General features: G+C 63.0%; 19 protein-coding genes and 1 tRNA gene. 11 read left to right on the top strand and 9 right to left on the bottom strand.

Features of this window, described 5'->3' with window-relative positions; all coding sequences use genetic code 11:
• The first annotated feature begins 60 nt into the window (after positions 1–60).
• Positions 61–1074 carry an HNH endonuclease gene (locus tag QGN17_RS16070; RefSeq protein WP_281045606.1) on the top strand — a complete coding sequence of 338 codons (1014 nt, stop codon included), beginning with the start codon at positions 61–63 and terminating at the stop codon, positions 1072–1074.
• Here the strand turns inward: QGN17_RS16070 and QGN17_RS16065 are convergent.
• The 7 genes from QGN17_RS16065 to QGN17_RS16035 form a co-directional block, all read right to left on the bottom strand.
• Positions 1065–1904, bottom strand: a complete 840-nt coding sequence (locus tag QGN17_RS16065) for a phosphoadenosine phosphosulfate reductase family protein (RefSeq protein WP_281045605.1) — start codon at positions 1902–1904, stop codon at positions 1065–1067. The genes QGN17_RS16070 and QGN17_RS16065 overlap by 10 nt on opposite strands.
• Positions 1901–5203 (bottom strand): hypothetical protein, encoded by a 3303-nt coding sequence (locus QGN17_RS16060; protein WP_281045604.1) that lies wholly within the window; start codon positions 5201–5203, stop codon positions 1901–1903. The genes QGN17_RS16065 and QGN17_RS16060 overlap by 4 nt, the downstream gene beginning before the upstream one ends.
• Positions 5200–6123 carry a DUF4007 family protein gene (locus QGN17_RS16055; protein ID WP_281045603.1) on the bottom strand — a complete coding sequence of 308 codons (924 nt, stop codon included), beginning with the start codon at positions 6121–6123 and terminating at the stop codon, positions 5200–5202. Before QGN17_RS16055 ends, QGN17_RS16060 begins: the two co-directional genes overlap by 4 nt.
• Before the next feature lie 17 nt (positions 6124–6140).
• Positions 6141–7316, bottom strand: coding sequence for a cysteine desulfurase family protein (locus tag QGN17_RS16050; protein WP_281045602.1), 1176 nt, complete (start codon positions 7314–7316; stop codon positions 6141–6143).
• The gene (locus QGN17_RS16045) at positions 7317–9635 is read right to left on the bottom strand and encodes a DNA sulfur modification protein DndB (RefSeq protein ID WP_281045601.1); all 2319 of its coding nucleotides are present in this window, start codon (positions 9633–9635) and stop codon (positions 7317–7319) included.
• A 1-nt stretch (position 9636) separates the two neighbouring features.
• Positions 9637–10290 (bottom strand): hypothetical protein, encoded by a 654-nt coding sequence (locus QGN17_RS16040; RefSeq protein WP_281045600.1) that lies wholly within the window; start codon positions 10288–10290, stop codon positions 9637–9639.
• A 311-nt stretch (positions 10291–10601) separates the two neighbouring features.
• Positions 10602–10676 (bottom strand) — tRNA-Gly (locus QGN17_RS16035).
• Positions 10677–10837: 161 nt separating this feature from the next.
• Here QGN17_RS16035 and QGN17_RS16030 point away from each other — a divergent pair.
• The 3 genes from QGN17_RS16030 to QGN17_RS16020 are packed head-to-tail and all read left to right on the top strand — an operon-like array spanning position 10838 to position 12553.
• A complete protein-coding gene (locus QGN17_RS16030) occupies positions 10838–11749 on the top strand; it encodes a tetratricopeptide repeat protein (RefSeq protein ID WP_281045599.1) in 912 nt (303 codons plus the stop codon).
• On the top strand, positions 11701–12384 hold the full coding sequence (locus QGN17_RS16025; protein ID WP_390902706.1) for an LON peptidase substrate-binding domain-containing protein: 684 nt from the start codon (positions 11701–11703) through the stop codon (positions 12382–12384). The genes QGN17_RS16030 and QGN17_RS16025 overlap by 49 nt, the downstream gene beginning before the upstream one ends.
• Before the next feature lie 10 nt (positions 12385–12394).
• Positions 12395–12553 (top strand): Trm112 family protein, encoded by a 159-nt coding sequence (locus QGN17_RS16020; RefSeq protein WP_281045598.1) that lies wholly within the window; start codon positions 12395–12397, stop codon positions 12551–12553.
• A gap of 78 nt (positions 12554–12631) precedes the next feature.
• Here QGN17_RS16020 and QGN17_RS16015 read toward each other — a convergent pair whose 3' ends face one another.
• A complete protein-coding gene (locus tag QGN17_RS16015) occupies positions 12632–13057 on the bottom strand; it encodes an OmpA family protein (RefSeq protein WP_281045597.1) in 426 nt (141 codons plus the stop codon).
• 38 nt (positions 13058–13095) lie between these two features.
• Positions 13096–14316, bottom strand: coding sequence for a UbiH/UbiF/VisC/COQ6 family ubiquinone biosynthesis hydroxylase (locus QGN17_RS16010; protein WP_281045596.1), 1221 nt, complete (start codon positions 14314–14316; stop codon positions 13096–13098).
• 125 nt (positions 14317–14441) lie between these two features.
• Between QGN17_RS16010 and QGN17_RS16005 the strand changes: the two genes are divergently transcribed.
• The 7 genes from QGN17_RS16005 (at position 14442) to mnmE (ending at position 21705) form a co-directional block, all read left to right on the top strand.
• Complete coding sequence (locus QGN17_RS16005; RefSeq protein WP_281045595.1) at positions 14442–16793, top strand: FtsK/SpoIIIE family DNA translocase; 2352 nt, start codon at positions 14442–14444, stop codon at positions 16791–16793.
• Between the two features lie 97 nt (positions 16794–16890).
• Entirely contained in the window at positions 16891–17511 is a 621-nt protein-coding gene (locus QGN17_RS16000) for a LolA family protein (protein WP_281045594.1), read from the top strand.
• Between the two features lie 259 nt (positions 17512–17770).
• Positions 17771–18562, top strand: coding sequence for an exodeoxyribonuclease III (locus tag QGN17_RS15995; protein ID WP_281045593.1), 792 nt, complete (start codon positions 17771–17773; stop codon positions 18560–18562).
• A complete protein-coding gene (gene ribA, locus QGN17_RS15990) occupies positions 18559–19644 on the top strand; it encodes a GTP cyclohydrolase II (protein WP_281045592.1) in 1086 nt (361 codons plus the stop codon). Before QGN17_RS15995 ends, ribA begins: the two co-directional genes overlap by 4 nt.
• A complete protein-coding gene (locus QGN17_RS15985; protein ID WP_281045591.1) occupies positions 19644–20171 on the top strand; it encodes a L,D-transpeptidase family protein in 528 nt (175 codons plus the stop codon). The genes ribA and QGN17_RS15985 overlap by 1 nt, the downstream gene beginning before the upstream one ends.
• Before the next feature lie 36 nt (positions 20172–20207).
• Positions 20208–20444: a DUF6489 family protein gene (locus tag QGN17_RS15980; protein ID WP_022692175.1), complete on the top strand. Its 237-nt coding sequence runs from the start codon at positions 20208–20210 to the stop codon at positions 20442–20444.
• The gene (gene mnmE / locus QGN17_RS15975; RefSeq protein WP_281045590.1) at positions 20425–21705 is read left to right on the top strand and encodes a tRNA uridine-5-carboxymethylaminomethyl(34) synthesis GTPase MnmE; all 1281 of its coding nucleotides are present in this window, start codon (positions 20425–20427) and stop codon (positions 21703–21705) included. The genes QGN17_RS15980 and mnmE overlap by 20 nt, the downstream gene beginning before the upstream one ends.
• Positions 21706–21728: the final 23 nt, after the last annotated feature.

Here is a 21728-nt window from a genome sequence, read left to right as displayed (position 1 = left end):
CCGCGAGCCGTTGGCTGGGCGGTCCTTGAACGATCGGGATCGCGACGCGACATTCTCACGATGAGTCGCTGCATCTACTGCCTCAAAGATATAGTCCCGCGCGACGTAGCGGTCGGCCTTTTGAACCCCTCACTGGAGCACATCATCCCGTATTCGCTCGGCGGTAGCGACGACTTCGCGACACCCGATGCCCATGTCGGCTGCAACAGTTCACTCGGCGAAACCGTCGATTCTGATTGCATCAACCAGCCCTACATTGTGATCCTACGCCAGAAGTTCGGCATACCCGGCCGGAGCGGAAACGTGCCCGATCTCGTGCTTTCAGCGGTGAGCGCGAACGGAAATGAGCCAGCTACAATGACGATCCCGCACGGGAAGGCCGCCACGTTCAAGCACGAACCGATCGTCATCCGCCAACAGGAGACTTTTGGGGAACAGGTGCTGGTCGTCGGCAATGATGGACAGGTCACGAAAATTGTCAGTGGCATGGCGGCGAAAGCGAAGAAGCGAGGCGGTCGCGTTATCGATCGAGACACCGGCCTGGAACTCGACATCCCTGCTTCGGTGGCCGCATCACCACGCGAGTTTCATAACGAGTACAACGTCGACTTCAGCATCGATCTGACTTCCCTCCATCGCGAAATCGTGAAGATTGCCTTCGGCTTTGCTCATCTCACTTTGGGCTGGCGCTGGACCGCCAGCGCTTACTCCCGAAAATTGCGGGCCATCGCCAGGGGGGCCGGTTCTAGAGCAGACCTCGATGCCATCATCACTCCGGTCGATCCGGAGATTCGGACGGCACTTCCTATGGGCCAAGCCGGGCCTGACGATCATTTCGTCGCGCTCCTGCCTATGGTCGCGGACACCCGGATAATCGTTTCACTCTTCAGTCACGCCCCGCTGAGTGCCGGCGTGCGGCTCCCAATCGATTCAGACCTGATTGAGGCAGGCGTTGCAGAGCACAATCGCGCTCTGGCTACCGTCGATCATCAGAGTCGACGCACGACATGGACCAGCTTCGTGAATTTCAGCGACCACCTTCGGCGGTCGACCGGAGGAGCAGGTTACTTGTGACAGATGAGGCAACCGCCCTCCGCCTCATCAACACCGTAAACGTCATCCACGCTATTGCTTTGCCGGCCAGACAAAGGGTTACGCGGTAGGCGCGCTCGAAGACGGGCCAGGCGCTTTTCATAGTCATCGCGAATCGCCTTCACCCGTTCCGGGCGCGCGAGTTCGGTCAGACTTTCACCTTGGCTCCAAGTGAACGGACTACCGTCTTTGAGGGCCGTCTTTTCGTATTCTATCGCTTCCGCAAACTGGTCGGGATGACGTTCGGAAAGTCGCACCCACTCGATTTTCTGCTGAAAGAAGCAAAAAGTGCAGCCCGATCGCGAGCGCCATTCATAATAAGCAGGCTCTCCGACATCCGCCTGCTGGAGAATGTCGATCACTCCGGCTTTGTCGATGCCTGCATCCCGCAACGGCAAATGCACGCGCATGTTCTCATGGGTTGCCTGGTAGCCCTCTCGCGTCGGTTCATCTGCACGAATCGCGACATAAGAATTGATGATCGTTCCAGCGGCTAGATCGGGTCGGGTCCAATGCTCCAACGGTCTCAACTTGAGCTGGCGGGTACACCAACGTGTCCGCGGCGACGGGAGGAAGTTACCATATTCCGCAAGCCAGAAATCAAAATCACGATCAGGATTGAGCCGCCTTATCGGTTTACCGAGAAAGCCTTCGAGCCGATCGAGGAAAGTATATACCTCAGGCAACTCTTTCCCGGTGTCGGTAAAGAAATACTCCAAGGGCAACTCTGGCCGGTGCAGACGCATATAAACGGCTAGCGCCGCGCTATCACGCCCGCCAGATAAGCCTAGAATGTGTCGCTCGGCATTCATGCCACTTCCAACTCTTGTTCGGAGGCTAGTGCCGCTACAGCTCGGGCCAATGCCGCGAGTTGAACGCGATCGATGCTTTTGTCCTTACGCAGCGTAGCGACCAAATTGTCCGCAAGGCGTGATGCCCTTACTCGCTCTTCTTCGGTCAGTACGAACGATCTCAACAAAGGCGGGGTATTCGGATCAACCCCTACGACCAGAGCGAGCGCCTCAGTGTTGGAGCTGCGGTCACGCACCGCTGCGAGGGCCTCTAGTTCTCGAAACTGCCGACCGAAACGAGCCATCTGCGAAAGCGCCTGCTCGCGATCTCGATCTGACCAATTGTGTGCAGGCTTATGCAGCAGCACGCTCGCAACGCCTTCGATATCGCCGTTTCCAGCTTCAAAGGCTGCGGCACGCATCGCGAATCCCTCGAACGCATAGTCGTTCGTCAAGCCTTTCACCACGCTTGCCCGGCTGCCCAAGCCTGCAAAGGTTTGAGGGTCGACGGCGAGAGACCGTGCCAAGGCGTCGCGTAGCTGAGAAAGCAGGGCAGAGTAGGCCGTTTCAGCCTCCTCGACCGCTTCAACGACCGCCAATCCGCTCAATTCATCGCCCAGCGCGCCAGGCAGATCCTCAAATAGAAGTGCTTCGGGATCTCGAGCTTTCAGCACCGTGCCTCGGATCGATCGAGCACGCGCCGAGATAGTTTCTGTGCGCTGCGCATAAGGCGTCAATTCCTCAAGGCGCCGGTAGAGCGCTTGGGCAACCGGCAGAGACGCACCCGCTTCGCTCACCCCGAGCCTCTGAGCCAACTCGCTCAAGAAAGCCGCCTCGCGAACATCTCGATCGATCCGACGCAATCTAATTTCAGCCGGCCGCTGAAGAAGCTTGTCGACGAAGACATCGTCGAGATCAGTTTGGAAAACCCCGTCAAGGTAGACGGCGAGCCGTTCGCGATTGGCAAGCAACGCCGCTAAGGCAAGGACCGGCATGACGCCGGCCTTCATTCCAAACGGCGGCTGTGCCCAAACTGCGTAAATCTCGGAAAGCTTCGCTTCCGACGTGTCGCTGAGTAGGTTCCAGGCGGATTGGAGACTGGGCCCAACTCCCAAATCGCTCGGGTTATGAAAACCGAACCGCCCCTTTGAATCGGCTCGGTGTAAGCCGAACGGAGCAAGCACCGTGAGATACAAACCCATCTCGGCCGGATAGCCTTCTATACCGAGATTTTCCTCTGCGCCCCTACGGACCATTGCGTGGCAAAGCTCTCGGACCGCAGCCATGGCGTTCGATGACGGTCGATCGCGCTGAAGGAGCTCACTCTGCAAGATTGGCGCTTGCTCATAGGCGACGTCGGCAACAGCGCTCGCGATGACAGAAAGTGGGCCTTTAACGCTTTTGGCCGGCGCGTGCGCGAGCCACCAGCGCGCGCTGTTGAGTGCCAACTCTAGCTCGCGATTCAGCGTATCGGCCGCGCCGGCCTGGCGGGCGGCGAGTTCGCGGCGCGCAATCCGGTCGCCTTCGAGTTGCGGATGGTCACGCATAACACGCTCGATTGCGAACATCTCCGCCGCGCTTGAGCGGAGGGCAAAGCTGTCAACGGCAGCCGCGAGGGCGACCACATTCCCCGCCTTCTGCAGCCGCTTTGCAGCAGCTTTGCAGCGGCTATCGACGTCGCTCGCCGATATTGAGCCGTCGCTGATAGCAAGCACGAGACTTCCAGCCCCGACCCTGCCTTTCGTAGCAAGAGCTGTGGCAATACCCTCGACTTGATCCTCGTCCCCAATCGACAGGAGTAGGACTTGGAAGGTTCGCAATGCGCCTGTTCGGAAATAGTGACGCTTCGCTGCGGCAAAGCCGATCCCCGCTCGCTGCGGAATGATTTCGAGTTGGTCAGCTGACAGCGGTACCAAAGCCCGGCTGATCGCATCTTCAAGATCGAAATCGCTGCCGGCAAAGAGGGCGTAGCCGCCAAGTCGTGGCTGCCGAATGAGCACCGCCCAATCGATCAGATCACCTAACGCCGCTTTGACGGCCGTGGAGTCAACGTCGGGGATGGCGGCCTCAAGGAAATCATCCGCGAGAGCTAATCCAGAGCCATTCCGGAAAAACTCGATGATGGCTGCCGCCTTAGTAAGACGGACATGCAGTGCAGTTCCCTTCGCGCCCGCCCGCTCAATCGCCTCAAACGCAAGACTGAAGCGGCTGCCATCACCGCCTGCGGCGAGCGCCATGCCGAAGTTGGATGCTAGGTAATCCCAAAGCCGCTCCGGCCCATATGTCGAGCCATCATCTGCGGAGTTGACGAAATCCTGAAATCCGTGCGGTTCAGCAGAGCTAAGGAAACCGAAGACGCTTCGTTCATTTTGGGCGAAACGCTGTCGCGAAACTGGTCCAAGTAGAAGCGCGGTGACCGGGTTCAGCGGCCATGTTTTCCCAAGTGCTGAGGTCAAGATCTCGGCGTCAGTCGGCTTTCGCTTTGCGATGGCCTCTGCCACCCGACGCGCCTCAATTTCGGCGGATGCAGGATAGCCCGGTACGGTGATCGCCTGGGCCAGCAACGCAACCGTCTCGTCCGCGCCGGCCAGAAATGGGATATCTTGAAAGCGTCCTTGGACTTTCGCCCATTCCTGCCGGGCTTCCCTAGATACCCTGGCGGCGTATTGCTCAAACGCCTGATGCAAGATTCCTACGATGACTAAGCGGCCATCGCTACGCGCGCTGCGCTCCGCCAAATCCTGGAGGAGGTGAATATCGCCCCCGATCGACGCTTCATGCTCAAGGAGTTTACCCAGCTCGTCGAGAATTACGATCACACCGTCACGGCTGCGTGCCGCCGCTAGAGCCAGCGAATCGATCAGCGCCGCGTCGTTCTCGATAGCCTTGGCGTATGCGGGTTTGCTCCATTTGAGGCTCACAGCAGCAGCATCGGCAATTGCCTTGCGTAGCTCGGTCCGGCTTCCGGTTACCGCTACAATGGCCCAACCATGTCGGTTACTAGGGAATGCCTGCTCAAAAAGCTTCGACACCTGACGGCCTGCGATATCCTTCGCAATCGCTCTGTTCTGTGGCTCGCCAGCGATCAAATTGGCGACGAGCAAAGCCGCCGATGACTTGCCACCTCCGTAAGGGCCGGTCCACGTGAAGGCTCCTTGCCCCGATTCACGATGGCTCGCCGCCATCGTCACGATCGCCTTCTCTACGCTCGCCTGGAGGACGTAGCCGACCAAGGGCGGTGTGCCCTTTAGGTCGGCGTCCAAACGGGCGGAACGCGCGAACCGTCGGTTGATGACCACGTTGCTCAAGCTACGGGTCATGCTGCCTTCCTCTTGTCCGCGGTTGGCTGATAAGCTTGAGAGATAAGGTCCATCGGTTCGACGGAACCTGTCCGCTGAATTTGACGCAGCCCAGCAGTATCGGTCCAACGCCATGCACCGTCTGTAAGGGCATCGAGGCGCATTAGCCTCGTAATCACACTATCCTCGTCGAGCTTGAAAACACGGCCCGGCGAGCCCGGAGCGTAGCAGACTTGCTCCGCTGTGATCGCCGTTGCCGCGCCTGTGCGCCTCCAGAAATCCTCCAGCGCGTAGCCAAATACGCCATCCGGAAGCGCCGGCTTCGGCCCCCGGACAAATTCATACCAGCCGCCAATGCGGGCCTCTCGGATCAGACCAAGTTCGGCGAGAAGGGGCTCGGCCGCATCATCGCTCGCCATACCCTCGCGGCGAACGTAGCTACGTAGAAATACCTCGACATCCCGCTTGAGCGTGTTTGCCGTTGCGCGCCATCCCCGCGCCTTCACGATTTCAGCCAGCTCTTGGGTCAAGCTGCTGGCGTCGAACTCTAGGTTCGCCACGCCATTGAAGGCGTAATAGGCCGTACTCGTGAGGTCTGGCGTGCTTGCCACCGCCCAATGCGCCAACCAGATCGTCGCTGCCCGTTCAATGAAGGGGTCGAACCCGTCGTCAGACAGGACCGCCTCTGCCACCGTCGTCGGGACAAGCTCGCGCTCCACTTCCGTAAGAAAGCCCGTCGCTATTGCCCAGAACCGCATGGAAACAGCCATGTTGCGGCCGACTCCAAAGCGTGCGATAGCCGATTGTTCGTGGAATGTTCCTATGGGGGCGCCACCAAGGCATGCGTCGTGCGCTTTTTTCAGCCACAGAAGACGCAGCGGAAAGGTTTCGTGGCCCGCAAATTGGCCTCGTACCTCGGGATCGTGGAGCGCGTGCTTCATGCCTCGCCTATAGCTTCTTACTGGCGGGCTCGTCCAGTAGGTTGCTGCGCGGAGGTCAACTTATCAGCTAGGACGCTAACAGCCAAAGTTATGTCTTCGCTACTGTTGTATCTTCCGATTGCAATCCGAATTGCAGAACGCGCTGTTTCTACATCTAACCCCATCGCCATCAAGACGTGAGATGGCAATACTTGACCCGTCGTGCAAGCAGACCCTGTTGAAATACTAATTTGCGCACTTACTCGATCGACAATATCGTCAGCAACTGCATCTTTTAGAAGAACATTGAAGGCACCTGCCACTCTATCAGCGTCTGACGACACAATTTCGAAGGCCACACCTTTTCGTTCGAGGCCCGTGAGCATTTCGCGCTCCAGCTTAGCAATTCTCGCGTAGTCAGCGCGGGTGCAAGACGCTGCGAGGCGGGCCGCACATGCGAAACCGGCGACGAGCGGCACTGGAACTGTTCCGGACCTGATACCCCGTTCCTGGCCGCCTCCAAAAAACAGGGGCTTAGGTTCGGGCACATCGGACGCAACATATAGGGCCCCGACACCAACTGGGCCATACATCTTGTGCGAGGAAACGCTTAGATAGTCTATGTCGAGCGCGCTGACGTCGACCGCGATTTTTCCGACGGCTTGAGCAGCATCGCAGTGCATCAATGCCCCGGCCCGGTGCGCCAGTGACGCGACCTCCTGGACCGGCTGGATCACGCCGGTCTCGTTGTTGACCATCATCACCGACACCAACAGCGTGTGGGCATCAATCAGCGAGCGAAGCTTGTCGAGATCAACAACGCCATCCCGTGTCACAGGTGCAACCACGACCTCAAAGCCATCACCCTTGAGCGAAATTGCTGCCTCGCTGACGGCTTTGTGCTCAACCGCAGAGACAATGATCCGCCGGCGTGGTGAGCCTCCCTGAACCGCCCATCCTGCCAAACCCCGGATGGCTAGGTTATTCGCCTCCGTTGCGCCGGACGTGAAAATGATTTCGCGTGCGTCCGCGCCGACCAAATCACCGATTTGTTTGCGCGCAGCGTCTAAAAGAGCGGTGGCGCGCGCACCGCCTCGATGGGGTGAACCGGCATTGACTGGGTCAGCCCAAGCCGCCTGCATCGCCGCCAGCGCCTCGGGCGCTAGCGGCGTCGTCGCAAAACCATCGAGATAGATCGCGGCGTCGGTCTGCAATTAGGCTTCACCCTCCTCGACGACGCTGGAAGCGTCGCCGTCGTCCCAATCGTCCGTCGCAACCTCTGGCGCTGCGTTGGCGTCCTCGGTCTGCGGCGCTTCGACGAGCGACTTTTTAGTGGGGACATCCGACGCCTTCCAACCGAGATTGCGGAGGAATTTGCAGAACGCGTCGTAGGCCTCAGTTCGGATCGCGTTCCGCTCGGCCGTGGTGAGGCTCTCCTCGCGACGGAGATTCCGCTCCAGGAAATCCTTCTGATATTCCTTTTCAAGCGAGTTGAAGATCTGGAAACGGGCGACGTCCCTTTCGCCCGCGATCGATGCCTCAAGGTCGGTCCCGGTCGCGCGCCACAACTCGAGAAGAAGATACTTATATTTTGGCCACTGCGCAGGCTGCATTTCGCCGCGATAGACGACCCGCTTGAACGTCGATGCAGACGGCGTGATCTTCCACTCGCCGATCTCATCTCCCAAGGTTCCTTGGAAAACTTCGACCAAACGACGGAAATCGTTGGGACGGACGACCTCAAAAAACTCGTTTAGGTCATCAATGAACTTGTCGAACGATGCTTGGGTCTCAAGCGGTTCCTGACCGAGCTTTTCGCGAGCGATGTTTGCACGCTCAAGCTCTCCGAAGAATCCACCGATTATCGCTGTCTGGAAAGCAACGGTGGTTAAAACATTATCGTAAAGCCAAGTGATAAACTCGACTACTTTCGGATAAAGCTGACCGTCGTCGCCTCGCAAGCCTTTCTTGTCAGCTTTGGCGAGAAAACGATTAGCGCGCTCTGCCTTCAGCTTGACCTCATAATCCGCAACCATCTTCCGCGTGGCGTCTAGTCGGCCAAGTATCTCCTGAAGCTTCGGGGCCTCCGCACCAAACTCCTTCTCGCGAATCTTCTCGTCGAGATGCTTCCGGTGATTCTCGAAAGTTCTGCCGATCCCTTGTCCCTCGAACAGGATCGGCCTGATCTTCGTGTTGGCCTGGAGCCGCAGCTGCTCATCGAGCCAAAGAACGGCACTGGTGTGGGCTTCGTAGGGAACGAAGCGCTCAAAAGTCGCAACGATGAATTTGCCAAAGCGGTCGCGAAATTCCTTTCCGAGGGTCTCTCCCGCTCCCGTCGTGTAGAAGAAACGATTGGTTGCGTTGGCAAGGTCTTCACCTAGCAGGTTCCAACCATTGAGCCGCCTCATGGCACCAAAATTCGTGAGGTCGCTTCGCAGATAGTAGTTCCCGGCCCGCGGCTTGGCGCCGCTCACATCTTCAAGCCTATTCAACAAGATGTGTTCGATCATGTAGTAAAAATGGTTCACGCCAGAGATCGCGATCGGGCTCTCAATTTTCACGCGATCGTGAGCCTGGTCGAGTTCGATATTGTGGATGCGCAACGATGAAGGAGCATGGATGTCATCGAACGCCTTGATCGATGAGAGAGTGTCGCGAAGAAGTAGCGCGACAATATCGTTATCGTCGAGCAAGCGATTTCGCGACGCCGATACCTGACGCGCCGTTTTGTTAAGGGTGAGGAAGATCGACCTTGCGGCCATCTTTACATTATATTCGCCGGAGAAGTTTTCATCGAGCGCCGGAAAGGTGCAAAACATAATTGGCAGGCTTATGTTCGCAAGCTCGAACGACTTGATGTAGTTCGGCGTCCATTCCTCATAGTAGTCCTTATATGGCGCTTTGTTTTTATCTTCCCAATCCTGCTTCAAGTTTCGGTAAAGTGCCAACAGCGCCATTGCGCGGTGCTGACCATCGACAATCACGAGGCGGCAACGGTTAGTATTTAGTTTCAGCCGGACGAGATCGTGCTGATACAACTTCCCGCCCTCAAACGGTTGCACGAACTCAAAGACTTCCTGCCCTTTTTCGCCGCTTCGCACGATCTTGCACGGGTGACCGTTCTCAGTCCCATCTTCAGATGTGACAGCGGGATAATGATTGGCGGGTCGATTGGCGTCGGTTTCGACCGGCATCACGACGACCACGATCGGCGGGAAAAGCTTCACGAGGTCGCGGGACTTCCGATCCAGCAGATAGGGGACTAGCTCAGACGAAACACGCGCGTCGTCGATATCGCGCTGCATGATTTCGTCGAAGCCCAGGTCGCGAGGAGGAAACACTTCCCGAACCGGCGCGAGGTGCCGAAGCAACTCCTCGTTCGCGCCGGAAAGCAGATTGAGACCGACATGGGTGAGAAAATATTTCACCTCGACAGTCTGTTGCGACGCCGTTTCGCGGCCCACGCTGAAGCTGCCGGTCGAACCCTCGAGCGTGAGGTTCAAAGCGGATGTGACGCTGAGGCTGAGGGCCATATCAGTTTCTTCCTAAGATCGGATAATAGAGGCGATTGAGCACGTTTTCGATGTCAACTGCGGTACTCTCATCGTCGTCACCGGTGACGCATGTGAACACCATCAGTCTGTCGGGTGATATCTGGCGCTTCGCGATCTGCCAGGCAAACCCTGCATCGCTATTGCGAGCCGACGGCCGCTCCTTGAGCCGCGCGACGCGATACCTTTCAATTAGAGACTTATGAGTTGCCAAGCGGCTCCGCAGATCGACGGACATGCCTATGTAAAGCGGGCTCGCGAACATCGGCGCCGAACGGTTGAGAATGTTCCGTAAGGATCGGAGCCGCTCGGGATGATCCACGACCCGCGAAACCAACCCTGACGAGATTTCAAAGGCGTGGTCCAGAGCGCCCCGATAGGCCGGCTTGAGCGGCCCCTCGACCACCGCCTGGTAGGGCTCCTCACGGAACTGTCGGAATATGCGATCGTCGAGCAACGTCCTTGCCGCTCGCTCAGCTTCACCACGATCCGTCCCACGGATAGATTCGATGTTCTCGATCGCGCGATCGAGATCGAAGTCGGTGATCTGCGGGCTGTAGTACCAAGCATAGATGCCGGGCGCGGCTGGGGCGTTCGCGAGATCGGCCCAGAGGTGCTTTTGAATTTCGCCTGCCATCCAAACCTGCGCGCCACCCGGTCCACAAAGGGGCCGTGCGACAGGTTGGTTCTAACCAAGATCGACAGGGCCCCGTGCTCCATATCCGGGCCTTGCGTCTCGGCCAAGCGGATTAGTGGAACGAAAATAGAACCAGTCACCGAGATGCGATTGTTCGCAGAATCCGACGTTGGGACACCCGACCTGCGTTGGCGGAATGAGCGTTCCCGATCGTGCGACTGATCGGTGGACACCAAGTGGACATCAAAAATTCGCGGTCGCGAAGTACGCCCGGGAGCCTCGCCCGAAGGCTTTGATAAATATGGAGAAACTGGAGCGGGCGAAGGGATTCGAACCCTCGACCCCAACCTTGGCAAGGTTGTGCTCTACCCCTGAGCTACGCCCGCTCTGGCGCTTAGCGACGGTGTGGACCGCCGCGGGAGGCCGGCCCACTAGCAAAGGCTTCCGGGGTCGGCAAGCCGATTCGTCGCGTTTTTTCGCGGGGCTTGGCAGGCGGCCCTCCGGGGCCACATAAGGCGCCGGAAAATAGTGATGCAGGAGTGACGACGTGGCGACCCTGGGAATGAGCGCGGCGGACCGCGAAGCGGTCGAGGCCTTCCGGCGCGACGTGGTCGAGCCGTCGATGACGGGCCTCGTCATCGTCGATTTCTGGGCGGAATGGTGCGGCCCCTGCAAGCAGCTCGGCCCGGTGATCGAGAAGGTCTGCGCCGATTATGCGCCCAAGGGCGTGACGCTGGTGAAGATCGACGTCGACAAGGACAAGTTCATCGCCGCCCAGTTCCAGATCCGCTCGATCCCGACCGTCTATGCGATCTTCCAGGGCCAGCCGGTCGCCGACCTGACGCAGGCGCGCAGCGAATCGCAGCTGTCGCGGATGCTCGACCAGTTGCTCGCCCAGTTGCCGATCGAGGCGCCGGGCGATCCGCAGGCGGCCGACATCGAGCAATATGTCGCGATGGCGGACGCGGTGCTGGCCGATGGCGATGCGGAGCGCGCGCTCGGCATCTTCGAGCAGGTCGCCGAGATGGCGCCCGATAACGCCGCGGTCGTGGCAGGCCGGGCGCAGGCGCTGCTGAAGCTCGGCCGCGCCGACGAGGCCGAGGCGCTGCTCGCCGCATTGCCCGAGGACAAGGCCAAGGATCCGGCGCTCGCGCAGGTGAAGGCGGCGGTGGCGCTGGCGAAGGAAACCGCGCCGGTCGACGATCTCACCCCGCTCCGTCAGGCGGTGGAGACCAACCCCGAGGATCTCGATGCCCGCTACGAACTGGCCGGCGGGCTGATGGCGGCGGGCGATCGCGACGGGGCGGCGGACCAGCTCCTCGCCTCGATCGCGCAGGATCGCGCGCATAACGACGGCGCCGCCAAGGAGCGGCTGCTCAAGCTGTTCGCCTCGATCGGGCTGGAAGATCCGTGGGTCTCGGCGCAGCGGCGGCGGCTTTCCACCGTGCTGTTCGGCTGATCCAAGTGGCGCGCCTCTCCATCTTTCCGCTGGCGGGCGCGTTGCTCTTTCCCCGCGCGCTGCTGCCGCTCCACATCTTCGAGCCGCGCTATCGAGCGATGGTGTCCGACGCCATGGCGCGCGACCGGCGCATCGGCATGATCCAGCCGCGCGACGAAACCGCGCAGAAGCCGGCTTTGTTCGACATCGGCTGCATCGGCCGCATCGCCGAGGTGGAGGCGCTGGACGACGGCCGCTTCAACCTGATCCTCGAAGGCCTCACCCGTTTCCGGCTGGTCAGCGAGCTCGACGTCACCACGCCCTTCCGCCAGGTGGAAGCGGATACCGAGGCGTTCGCGGCCGACGGCACCGATCCTGATCCGCTTGGCATCGCGCTGCGCGCCGATCTGGAGCGCGAGGCGCGCCGCTATGCCGACGCCAAGGGTTATGCGATCGACTGGGCGGCGGTGGAGCGGCTCGACGACGAGGGGCTGGTCAACGGGGTGGCGCAGGTGACGCCGTTCGACGTCGCCACCAAGCAGGCGCTGCTGGAAGCGCCGACCATCGCGGAGCGCGCCGATCTGGTGGTGCAGTTCCTCCGCTTCTTCCGCCTCGACGACAGCGACGGCGACGACAGCGGAGCGACGTTGCAGTGAGGATTGGGCAGTGATCGACCCGGAACTGCTGGCCCTGCTGGTCTGCCCGCTGACGCGCACCCCGCTCCGGCAAGAGGGCGAGGAGCTGATCTCCGACGAGGCCGGCCTGGCCTACCCGATCCGCGAGGGCGTGCCGGTACTGCTGGTGGAAGAGGCGCGGCGGCTTTAGCCCGCATCGTCACCCCGGCCTTGAGCCGGGGTCCAGCTTCTTTTGAGGCGGTTCGCCAAACGGTGCCACCCTTTCGTATCAGGGTACGTAGACGACCACATTGCGATTTTCGGCTTGAGCCGTCCTATCTGGTGTCTGGACTAAGAGATCGCGTTCTCCGAGCCCACGGACGTACAGTCTCGCGACGAGACCTTTGCGCTTGAGATATCGGGCTACCGCTTCGGCGCGCTGCTTCGCGATGACAAGATTATGGCGTTCAGAGCCGGATCGGTCTGAATAGCCTTCGACAACCACCGTGCATTTCGCGGGAGCATCATAGGCTTGGGCGAACGCATCGAGCATGGCGGCTCCTTCCCTATCGATAGCCCGGCTATCAGTAGCAAAGAACACTCGGGCGATGCGATCGACGGCAATCGGTGGCCCGGATTCCCGCGTGACCATCGAGCAGTTCTGTTGCGCTATTTCGGCCGGAAGAGGCGGAATCGTCCCCGTCGCGATGAGCATCAGCAATGGAGCAACCGGCATGGCGCTTGCCCTCTTCGTTACACCATCTGCCCCGTCAGCAGCTTCGGCAGCGTGCCGCTCTCGCCGCGCGCTTCGGCCATGAAGACATCCTTCAGCGGTGCGATGCGCTCCACCATGCCGATGCCGAAGCGGCGGATGCGGCTTGCGGGCCTGCCGGGGATGCCAAACAGGCGGGTGAGGCCGTCGGTCGCCGAGGCCACCAGGAAGGTGTCGAGCCCGCGCCAGCGCTCGTAGCGCTGCAACAGCTGGTGGTCGCCCGGATCGAGGCCGAGGCGCACGCCCTCGATCAGCACCTCGGCGAGCGCTGCGGCATCGCGGAAGCCGAGATTGACGCCCTGCCCGGCGATCGGGTGGATGCCGTGGCCGGCGTCTCCCACCAAAGCCAGCCGCTCGGCGGTGATCCGCGCGGTATGATGGAAGCCGAGCGGGAAGCTGGCGAGCGGGGCGGCCAGCTTGATCGCGCCGAGCATCCCGCCCATCCGCTTCTGCGCCTCGGCGGTGAAGGCGCGCTCGGACAGCGAGAGCATGGCGGGCGCGTCGGCCTCCGACACCGTCCACACCAAAGCCGAGCGATGACCGCCTTGCATCGGCAGCAGCGCGAAGGGGCCGGCGGGGTAGAACAGTTCGTGCGCGACGTTGCGGTGATCCGCCTCATGCTCGAGCATGCCAACCATCGCGACGTGGTGATATTCCCAGCGCGCCACCGCGATGCCGGCGGCGTCGCGCGTCGGCGAGCGGCGGCCCTCGGCGCCGACCAGCAACGCCGCCTTGAGCAGGCGCCCGTCGTCCAGCGCAACCCGAACGCCGGCGGCATCGCGCTCCACCGAAACCGCACTCCGCGACATCAGCACGGTGACGCCCTCCGACGCCTCGGCAGCTTCGCGCAGGCCGATGCGGAGGTAGCGATTCTCCACCATCATGCCGAGGGGGCCGTCATTCTCCAGATCGGGCTGGAAGTTGAGCAGGCCGCGCGCGCCCTGCTCGCCCACCTCGATCCGCTCGATCGGGTTGGCATATTGGGCGAAGCGTTCGGTGGCGCCGATCGCCTCCATCATCCGCCAGCTCGTCGAGGAGACCGCCGAGGCGCGGCCGTCGAAATGGGTCTCGCGGATCTGGGTGGCGGGGGCGGGGTCGACGATGGTGACGGTCACTCCGCCCTTCGCCAGCGCCGTCGCCAATGCGCAGCCGACGAGGCCGGCGCCGAGGATGATCACGTCGCTGTGCAGGGTGTCGCTCATCGGACTCGCTCTAGCGACGATCGATCGGGGGCGGAAGGCGGCGCGCTTGACTAGTAGGATTTGGGAGAACAGGGTTAAGCGGAACATTTGGGGCACGGTCTGCCCCAAGCGGGGAGCTTAAGGACATGGCGGGCAGCGTGGCGGTGCGGGCAGCGCCCTGGCGCGAGAAGGTGGCGCAGGTGGTGGCGCGGTCGAGCGGCGTCGCGATCGGCGCGGCGCTGATCGCGGCCGCGTTGCTGATCGCGGTGGCGCTGGCGACCTATCACCGCGCCGATTCGGCGATCAACACGGTGTCGGGCGGGCAGACGCTCAACTGGATCGGGCCGATCGGCGCCTGGGCGGCCGACGCGCTGCTGATGCTGTTCGGCCCGCTCGCCGTCGCGTGGGTGCCGATCGTGCTGGTGCCCGGCGTTCGGCTGGTGCGCGGGCGCGGCACGGGCCGCTGGGGCCGCGCCGCTTTGGTCACGCTGATCGCGCTGTTCTGCGCCGGCACCGCCGTCACCCTGTTCCGCGAGAGCACCAGCCTGCAGCTGCCCGCCGGATGGGGCGGGGCATTCGGTATCCTCGGCGCCGATGCGGTGGATGCCGGCCTCGGTCTGGTCAAGGCACCCGGATTCGACATACCGTTGCGCTACGCGATCGAGCTGATCGCCTTCGCGCTGGGGGTGTGGCTGTGGATCAAGGCGATCGGCCTCGAAGCCGAGGAGTGGGACTGGCTGGTCAGCGCCGGCCGGCAGACCGCCAAGCCCGTCGCCCGCGTCGCGCAGAAGCGGACGCCGCGTCGCGAGGCGATCGTGGCCGACGACGAGGATGATTTCGACGATTTCGAGGAGGAGGACGAGCCGGCCGCCACCGCCACGGCCAAGGAGCCGCGCGCGCCGTCCCGCCCGATCATCGCCGATCGCCAGCAGTCCGCGCCGAAGAAGCCCGAGGGCAAGCGCCAGGCCTCGCTCGATCTGCGCGACGAATATGTGCTGCCTTCGATCGACCTGCTCTCGCCGGTGCCGACCGGCGGCGGCCAGGCGATCGACAAGGCGGCGCTGGAGCGCAACGCCCGCCTGCTCGAAACCGTGCTGGACGACTTCAAGGTGCACGGCAAGATCACCCAGGTCCGCCCCGGCCCGGTCGTGACGATGTACGAGCTGGAGCCGGAGAGCGGCATCAAGGCGAGTCGCGTGGTGGCGCTGGCCGACGACGTCGCGCGCAACATGTCGGCACTGTCGGCGCGCATCGCCACCATCCCCGGCCGCACCGTGATCGGCATCGAGCTGCCCAACGTGAAGCGCGAGGCGGTAGTTTTCTCCGAGATGGTGGCTTGTTCGCAGTTCGAGGACGGCACCGCGCAGCTCCCCATCATCCTCGGCAAGAACATCGCCGGCGATCCGGTGGTCGCGGATCTCGCGCCGATGCCCCATTTGCTCGTCGCCGGCACCACCGGTTCGGGCAAGTCGGTCGGCCTCAATTGCATGATCATGTCGCTGCTCTACCGGCTGACGCCCAAGCAGTGCCGGATGATCATGATCGATCCCAAGATGCTCGAACTCAGCATCTACGACGACATCCCCCATCTCCTCTCGCCTGTCGTCACCGAGCCCGCCAAGGCGGTGCGCGCGCTCAAATGGGCGGTCGAGCAGATGGAGGAGCGCTATCGCATGATGGCCTCGGTCGGCGTGCGCAGCCTCGCCTCGTTCAACGAGAAGGTCCGGGTCGCCAAGTCCAAGGGCCAGCGGCTCGGACGGCGCGTGCAGACCGGCTATGACGCCGAGAGCGGCCATCCGGTCTATGAGGAGGAGCAGCTCGATTACGAGACGCTGCCGCAGATCGTGGTGATCGTCGACGAGCTGGCTGACCTGATGATGACGGCAGGCAAGGAGGTGGAATTCCTCATCCAGCGCCTCGCCCAGAAAGCGCGCGCGGCAGGCATCCACCTCATCATGGCGACGCAGCGCCCCTCGGTCGACGTCATCACCGGCGTCATCAAGGCGAACCTGCCGACGCGCATCTCCTTCGCGGTGACCTCCAAGATCGACTCGCGCACCATCCTGGGCGAGCAGGGCGCCGAACAGCTGCTGGGCAAGGGCGACATGCTCTACATGCCGGGCGGCAAGCAGATCGCCCGCGTCCACGGCCCCTTCGTGTCCGACGAGGAGGTGCGCGCGGTCGCCGATCACTGGCGCTCGCAGGGCACGCCGGACTACATTTCGGCGGTCACCGAGGAGCCGGAGGATGGCGGCTTCGCGCTCGACGGCCAGCCTGCCGACGACGATTCGCCCGATGCCGCGCTCTACCGCAAGGCGGTGCAGGTGGTGGCCGAATCGCAGAAGGCCTCGACCAGCTACGTCCAGCGCCAGCTGCGCATCGGCTACAACAGCGCCGCGCGCCTGATCGAGCGGATGGAGCGCGAAGGCAAGGTCGGCGCGCCGGACCATGTCGGCAGGCGCGAGGTGCTGATCGATCGCGACGGGCAGGCGATCTGATCCGTCCGGGAACCACCCGCGCCTGAGTCGATTGGGGTTCACAGCCCATTCAACGGCCTGCCGCTATCCGGCGGCGGTCATGATCCGGAGTTTCTCGATGCGCCTTTCGCCGGCCGTGCTTGCCGCGGCCCTCGCCACGCCCGTTCTCGCCGCTGCCCCGGCGCCCGCGCCGTCGCCCGATCTCGCCGCCGTGCAGGCGCATCTGAAGGCGGTGCAGACGATGACCGCCGATTTCGAGCAGACCAATGCCAGGGGCCAGATCGTCTCCGGCACGATCCAGCTCAAGAAGCCGGGCAAGGTGCGGTTCCAGTATCAGAAGGGCGTGCCGCTGCTCGTCGTGGGGGACGGCAAGGCGCTCACCATGATCGACTATTCGGTGAAGCAGGTGTCGCGCTGGCCGATCGGCAACACGCCGCTGGCGCTGCTGCTCGATCCGAACAAGGATGTCGCCCGATACGCGACGATCATTCCCGGCGGGCGCCCCGACGTCGTGATGCTGGCGGGGCAGGACAAGAAGCACCGCGAATATGGCAGCATCACCGTGACATTCCGCCGCTCCCCCGGCGCGCCGGGTGGGCTGATGCTGGATGGCTGGCAGGTGCTCGACGCGCAGAACAACCGCACGACCGTCCGCCTCGCCAACCAGAAGTTCAATGTGCCGATCGACGATTCGGCCTTCCGGTGGACGGACCCGCGCCCCCAAGGCCCGCGCCGGTAACGACGAACGGTTTCATCCCGGCGACATGGCGTTTGTATGAGCCAAAGTTAACGGCGCCGTTCATCCGGGCGACAGGTGAGGGGGCATAGACCATCTGTGCGGCCACGGAGCCGTTCCGGAATTCCCCCTGTTGTCCGGAACACCGTCTTCGTGTCCCGCCTGCGTGACGAACGCCAGGTCGGCCCCCGTTCCATGCCCCCGGAACGGGGGCCTTTCCGTATCTGGCGCATAGGCCTTCGGTCCCCTACATCGCAGGGCCATGCCTACGACCAAGATCGCCTCGTGGAACATCAACTCGGTGCGCGCGCGCATCGAGATCGTCGAGCAGTTCCTGCGCACCGAACAGCCCGACATCCTCTGCCTGCAGGAAACCAAGGTGGAAGACGGCACCTTCCCCCACGCGCCCTTTGAAAAGCTGGGCTACGTCCACCGCCTGCTCGCCGGTCAGCGGATGCACCATGGCGTCGCGATCCTCTCCAGGATCCCGCTGGGCGAACATGGCCGGCACGACTGGCAGGACAATGGCGAGGCCCGCCATGTCGGCGCCCGCCTGCCCAACGGCGTGCGGCTGGAAAATGTCTACGTGCCGGCCGGCGGCGACATCCCCGATCCTGCGGCCAACCCGAAATTCGCGCAGAAGCTGGCCTTCGTCGAGCGGATGACGCGCTGGTCCGAGGATCTGCGCGAGCCGACGCTGATCGTCGGCGACTTCAACATCGCGCCGCTCGAAAGCGATGTGTGGAGCCACAAGCAGCTGCTCAACGTCGTCAGCCACACGCCGGTCGAGGTGGAGGCGCTGACGCGGATGCAGGCGGCGCACGGCTGGGTCGATCTCGGCCGCCATTTCTTTCCGGCGCCGGCGCGACTCCACACCTGGTGGAGCTATCGCTCGCCCGACTGGACGGTGAACGATCGCGGGCGGAGGCTCGATCACATGTGGGCGAGCCCGGAGGTGGCGAAGACCGCCGTCGCGCACCGCGTGCACGAGGATTGCCGCAACTGGCTGAAACCCTCCGACCATGTGCCGCTGGTCACCGAGTTCGACTGGTGAGCAACACCGGAATCGCAGACCGGCGGGACGTGGCCCGCGCCATCGACGCGCTGCGCCGGGGCTGGCCCGTCGTGATCGACGAGGCCGGGGCGGCGCTGACCCTGCTCGCGATCGAGACCGCCGACGCCGGTCGGCTGGCCGGCTTCGCTCCCGATGGCCGCTATGACGTACTGGTGTCTCCCGAGCGCGCGGCGACCCTGATGCTCGCCAACCAGCGTCCTGCCGCGCAAGCGCCCGCCGCGGTGCGGATTGCGCAGGTGCCGTGGCTCGATCTCGATAAGGCAACCGCGCTGGCGGATCCCGCGCGGGATCTGTCGTCGCCGATGAAAGGCCCCTTCGCGACACGCGCGACGGGGGCCGATGGCGCGGCGGCGGCGGCGCTCAAGCTGGCGCGGCTGGCCGGAATCCTTCCCGCATTCTTCGTGCGGGACGGGGAGGGGGGAAGCGACACGCCTCGCCCCTCGGCCGCAGCGATCTTCGACTACGATGCGCCCAGCCATCTCGTCATCGCCTCGCGCGCGCGCCTTCCGGTCGCAGCTTCACGTCAACATACTGATATTATTGCATTTCGCTCGGCTGAAGAGGCGACAGAGCATGTCGCGCTGGTGATCGGCGCGCCGAACGGCCGGCCCCCGCTCGTGCGCCTGCACAGCGAGTGCCTGACCGGCGATGTCTTCGGATCGCTGAAGTGCGATTGCGGGCCGCAGCTTGATGGTGCGCTCCACCGCATCGCCGAAGAGGGGTGGGGCATCCTGCTCTATCTCCGGCAGGAGGGGCGGGGGATCGGCCTGATCAACAAGCTGCGCGCCTATGCTCTGCAGGACCAGGGCTTCGACACGGTGGACGCCAATCTTCGCCTCGGCTTCGGGATCGACGAACGCGACTTCGGCGTCGCGGCGCGCATGCTCGCGCTGATCGGCCAGACCCGCATCCGGCTGCTCACCAACAATCCCGCCAAGGTGGCAGGGCTGGCGGCTGCGGGGATCGACATTGTCGAGCGCGTCGAGCATCGCGTGACGGCCAACCCGCACAACGTCGATTATCTCGCCACCAAGCGCGATCGCACCGGGCACATGCTCTGATGCGGATCGTCGTGGAGACGGACGCCGGCCTGCTTCATTTCGGCGCGACGACGCTGCCCTGCGCGATCGGGCGAAGCGGCGCCTGCGGCGCCGCCGACAAGCGCGAAGGCGACGGTTATACACCGCTTGGGGTCTGGCCGGTCCGCGCCGTCCTCCTCCGTCCCGATCGTGGCTTCGATCCACCATCGGGAATAGCCTGGCGATGGCTGCGCCCCGACGATGGCTGGTCGGACGATGTCGCCGATCCGGCCTACAATCGGCCGGTACGTCATCCGCACCCCTTTTCCGCCGAGCGGATGTGGCGGGATGATGCCCATTACGATGCCGTCCTGATCCTCGGCCACAATGATCGACCGCCGGTCCCCGAACTGGGGAGCGCCATCTTTCTCCATCTCCGCGGCGACAGGCCCACAGAAGGCTGTGTCGCGATCGATCGCACAGGGATGGCCTCGCTGCTCTCTGCACTGACGCCGGGATCGACCGTGGAAATCCGCCGCCATATTGGCGATCGCCCGTCGCTCGGCTAAGGCAGGCGTGCGAAGTCCTCGCGCTGGGAGACGCCGGTGAAGATCACGGTCGATGTCGATTGCACGCCGGAAGAGGCTCGCCGCTTCATGGGCCTGCCTGACCTCTCCTCGCTCCACGAAGCCTATCTGTCCAAGATGCGCACCGCGATCGAGCAGGGCGTGACGCCCGATACGATCCAGACGATGATGCAGAGCTGGGGGCCGATGGGCGAGGCGGGCTTCAACCTGTGGCGCCACATGCTGGATAATATGGGTGGCAGCAGCACCAAATAACCCCGCCGGCGACACGATCTTCGCGCTGTCGAGCGGCGCGCTTCCCTCCGCCATCGCCATCATCCGGATCAGCGGCGCGCGCGCGCGCATGGCGTTGGAAGCATTGGCCGGTCGCCTTCCACAGCCGAGACAGTCGGCGCTGCGGACCTTATGCGACGCCGGCGATGTGCTCGACGAGGGCATGGTTCTTTGGTTTCCCGCACCGCGCACGGTGACGGGCGAGGATCTTGCGGAACTGCATCTCCACGGCAGTCGCGCCGTCGTGGAGGCCTGCTATGCCGCGCTTCGGCGGCTGGGCCTGCGCTTGGCGGAACCGGGCGAGTTCACCCGCCGCGCCCTGTTCAATGGCAAGATGGATCTTGCGGCGGTCGAAGGACTAGCCGACCTCCTCGCTGCCGAGACGGAGAGCCAGCGACGCGATGCGATCCGCCGTCAGCGCGGTGCCGTGCCGCGCCTCCTCGCCGGGTGGCGCAGCCGGCTCACGCTGATTTCGGCCGCGATGGAGGCGGCGATCGATTACGATGGTGAGGAGGAGGTGGCCGGCCAGTGCGCATGGTCGGCGCTCACCGATTCGCTGCTCGCGGAAATCGAGCGGGCAGCCACGCTGGCGCCCGCCGAGCGACTGCGCGATGGCATTCGCGTCGCCATCGTCGGCCCGCCAAACGCCGGCAAATCGACGCTGTTCAATGCGCTCGCCGGCCGCGATGCCGCCATCGTGTCCGACATTGCCGGCACCACACGTGACGTGATCGAGGCGCCCATCGCGATCGACGGCATCCCGTTCGTGCTTATCGACACCGCTGGCCTTCGCGAGGCGGTCGATCCGATCGAAAGGATCGGCGTATCGCGCGCCCTGGACGAAGAGGATCTCGCACAGATTCGGATCGACCTTCGTGACGATGCACAAGAGGATGCCCGAACGATTGCGGTTTCGTCCAAGGCGGATTTCAGAACGCCACGGCCGGAGCATCTTGCAGTGTCGGCACTCGACGGTCGCGGATTGGACGAACTGCAACGCCGACTTGTGGCCATGGCACGGGGCATATTGCCAGGCGAGGGGGAGGTGACGTTTGAGCGCCGTTACCGCGAGGCACTTTTTGCGGTAAGGGACGAACTTGTCTTCGCACACCGTGTGCCGGATCTGGTCCTGTCTGCCGAACATCTCAGACGGGCGGGGCGCGCGCTCGACGCGGTGCTCGGAGGTGACGGGCTGGAGGATATGCTGGATGCGCTGTTCGGGCGCTTCTGCCTGGGAAAGTGAATGTTCCACGTGAAACATGACGG

Source organism: Sphingomonas oryzagri, assembly GCF_029906645.1.
In the GTDB taxonomy this organism is placed as follows: Bacteria; Pseudomonadota; Alphaproteobacteria; order Sphingomonadales; family Sphingomonadaceae; genus Solisphingomonas; species Solisphingomonas oryzagri.
This window is presented reverse-complemented; position numbering and strand designations above follow the sequence as displayed.

What these genes read in the sequence shown, in the direction of transcription:
- QGN17_RS16015 (WP_281045597.1), bottom strand. Translation starts at nt 13,057, where the DNA reads ATGCTCATCGCGACGGGGACGATTCCGCCTCTTCCGGCCGAAATAGCG.
- QGN17_RS16000 (WP_281045594.1), top strand. Translation starts at nt 16,891, where the DNA reads ATGCGCCTTTCGCCGGCCGTGCTTGCCGCGGCCCTCGCCACGCCCGTT.
- QGN17_RS16005 (WP_281045595.1), top strand. Translation starts at nt 14,442, where the DNA reads ATGGCGGGCAGCGTGGCGGTGCGGGCAGCGCCCTGGCGCGAGAAGGTG.
- QGN17_RS16065 (WP_281045605.1), bottom strand. Translation starts at nt 1,904, where the DNA reads ATGAATGCCGAGCGACACATTCTAGGCTTATCTGGCGGGCGTGATAGC.
- QGN17_RS16040 (WP_281045600.1), bottom strand. Translation starts at nt 10,290, where the DNA reads ATGGCAGGCGAAATTCAAAAGCACCTCTGGGCCGATCTCGCGAACGCC.
- QGN17_RS15995 (WP_281045593.1), top strand. Translation starts at nt 17,771, where the DNA reads ATGCCTACGACCAAGATCGCCTCGTGGAACATCAACTCGGTGCGCGCG.
- QGN17_RS16055 (WP_281045603.1), bottom strand. Translation starts at nt 6,123, where the DNA reads ATGAAGCACGCGCTCCACGATCCCGAGGTACGAGGCCAATTTGCGGGC.
- QGN17_RS16045 (WP_281045601.1), bottom strand. Translation starts at nt 9,635, where the DNA reads ATGGCCCTCAGCCTCAGCGTCACATCCGCTTTGAACCTCACGCTCGAG.
- QGN17_RS16010 (WP_281045596.1), bottom strand. Translation starts at nt 14,316, where the DNA reads ATGAGCGACACCCTGCACAGCGACGTGATCATCCTCGGCGCCGGCCTC.
- QGN17_RS15985 (WP_281045591.1), top strand. Translation starts at nt 19,644, where the DNA reads ATGCGGATCGTCGTGGAGACGGACGCCGGCCTGCTTCATTTCGGCGCG.
- QGN17_RS16070 (WP_281045606.1), top strand. Translation starts at nt 61, where the DNA reads ATGAGTCGCTGCATCTACTGCCTCAAAGATATAGTCCCGCGCGACGTA.
- QGN17_RS16060 (WP_281045604.1), bottom strand. Translation starts at nt 5,203, where the DNA reads ATGACCCGTAGCTTGAGCAACGTGGTCATCAACCGACGGTTCGCGCGT.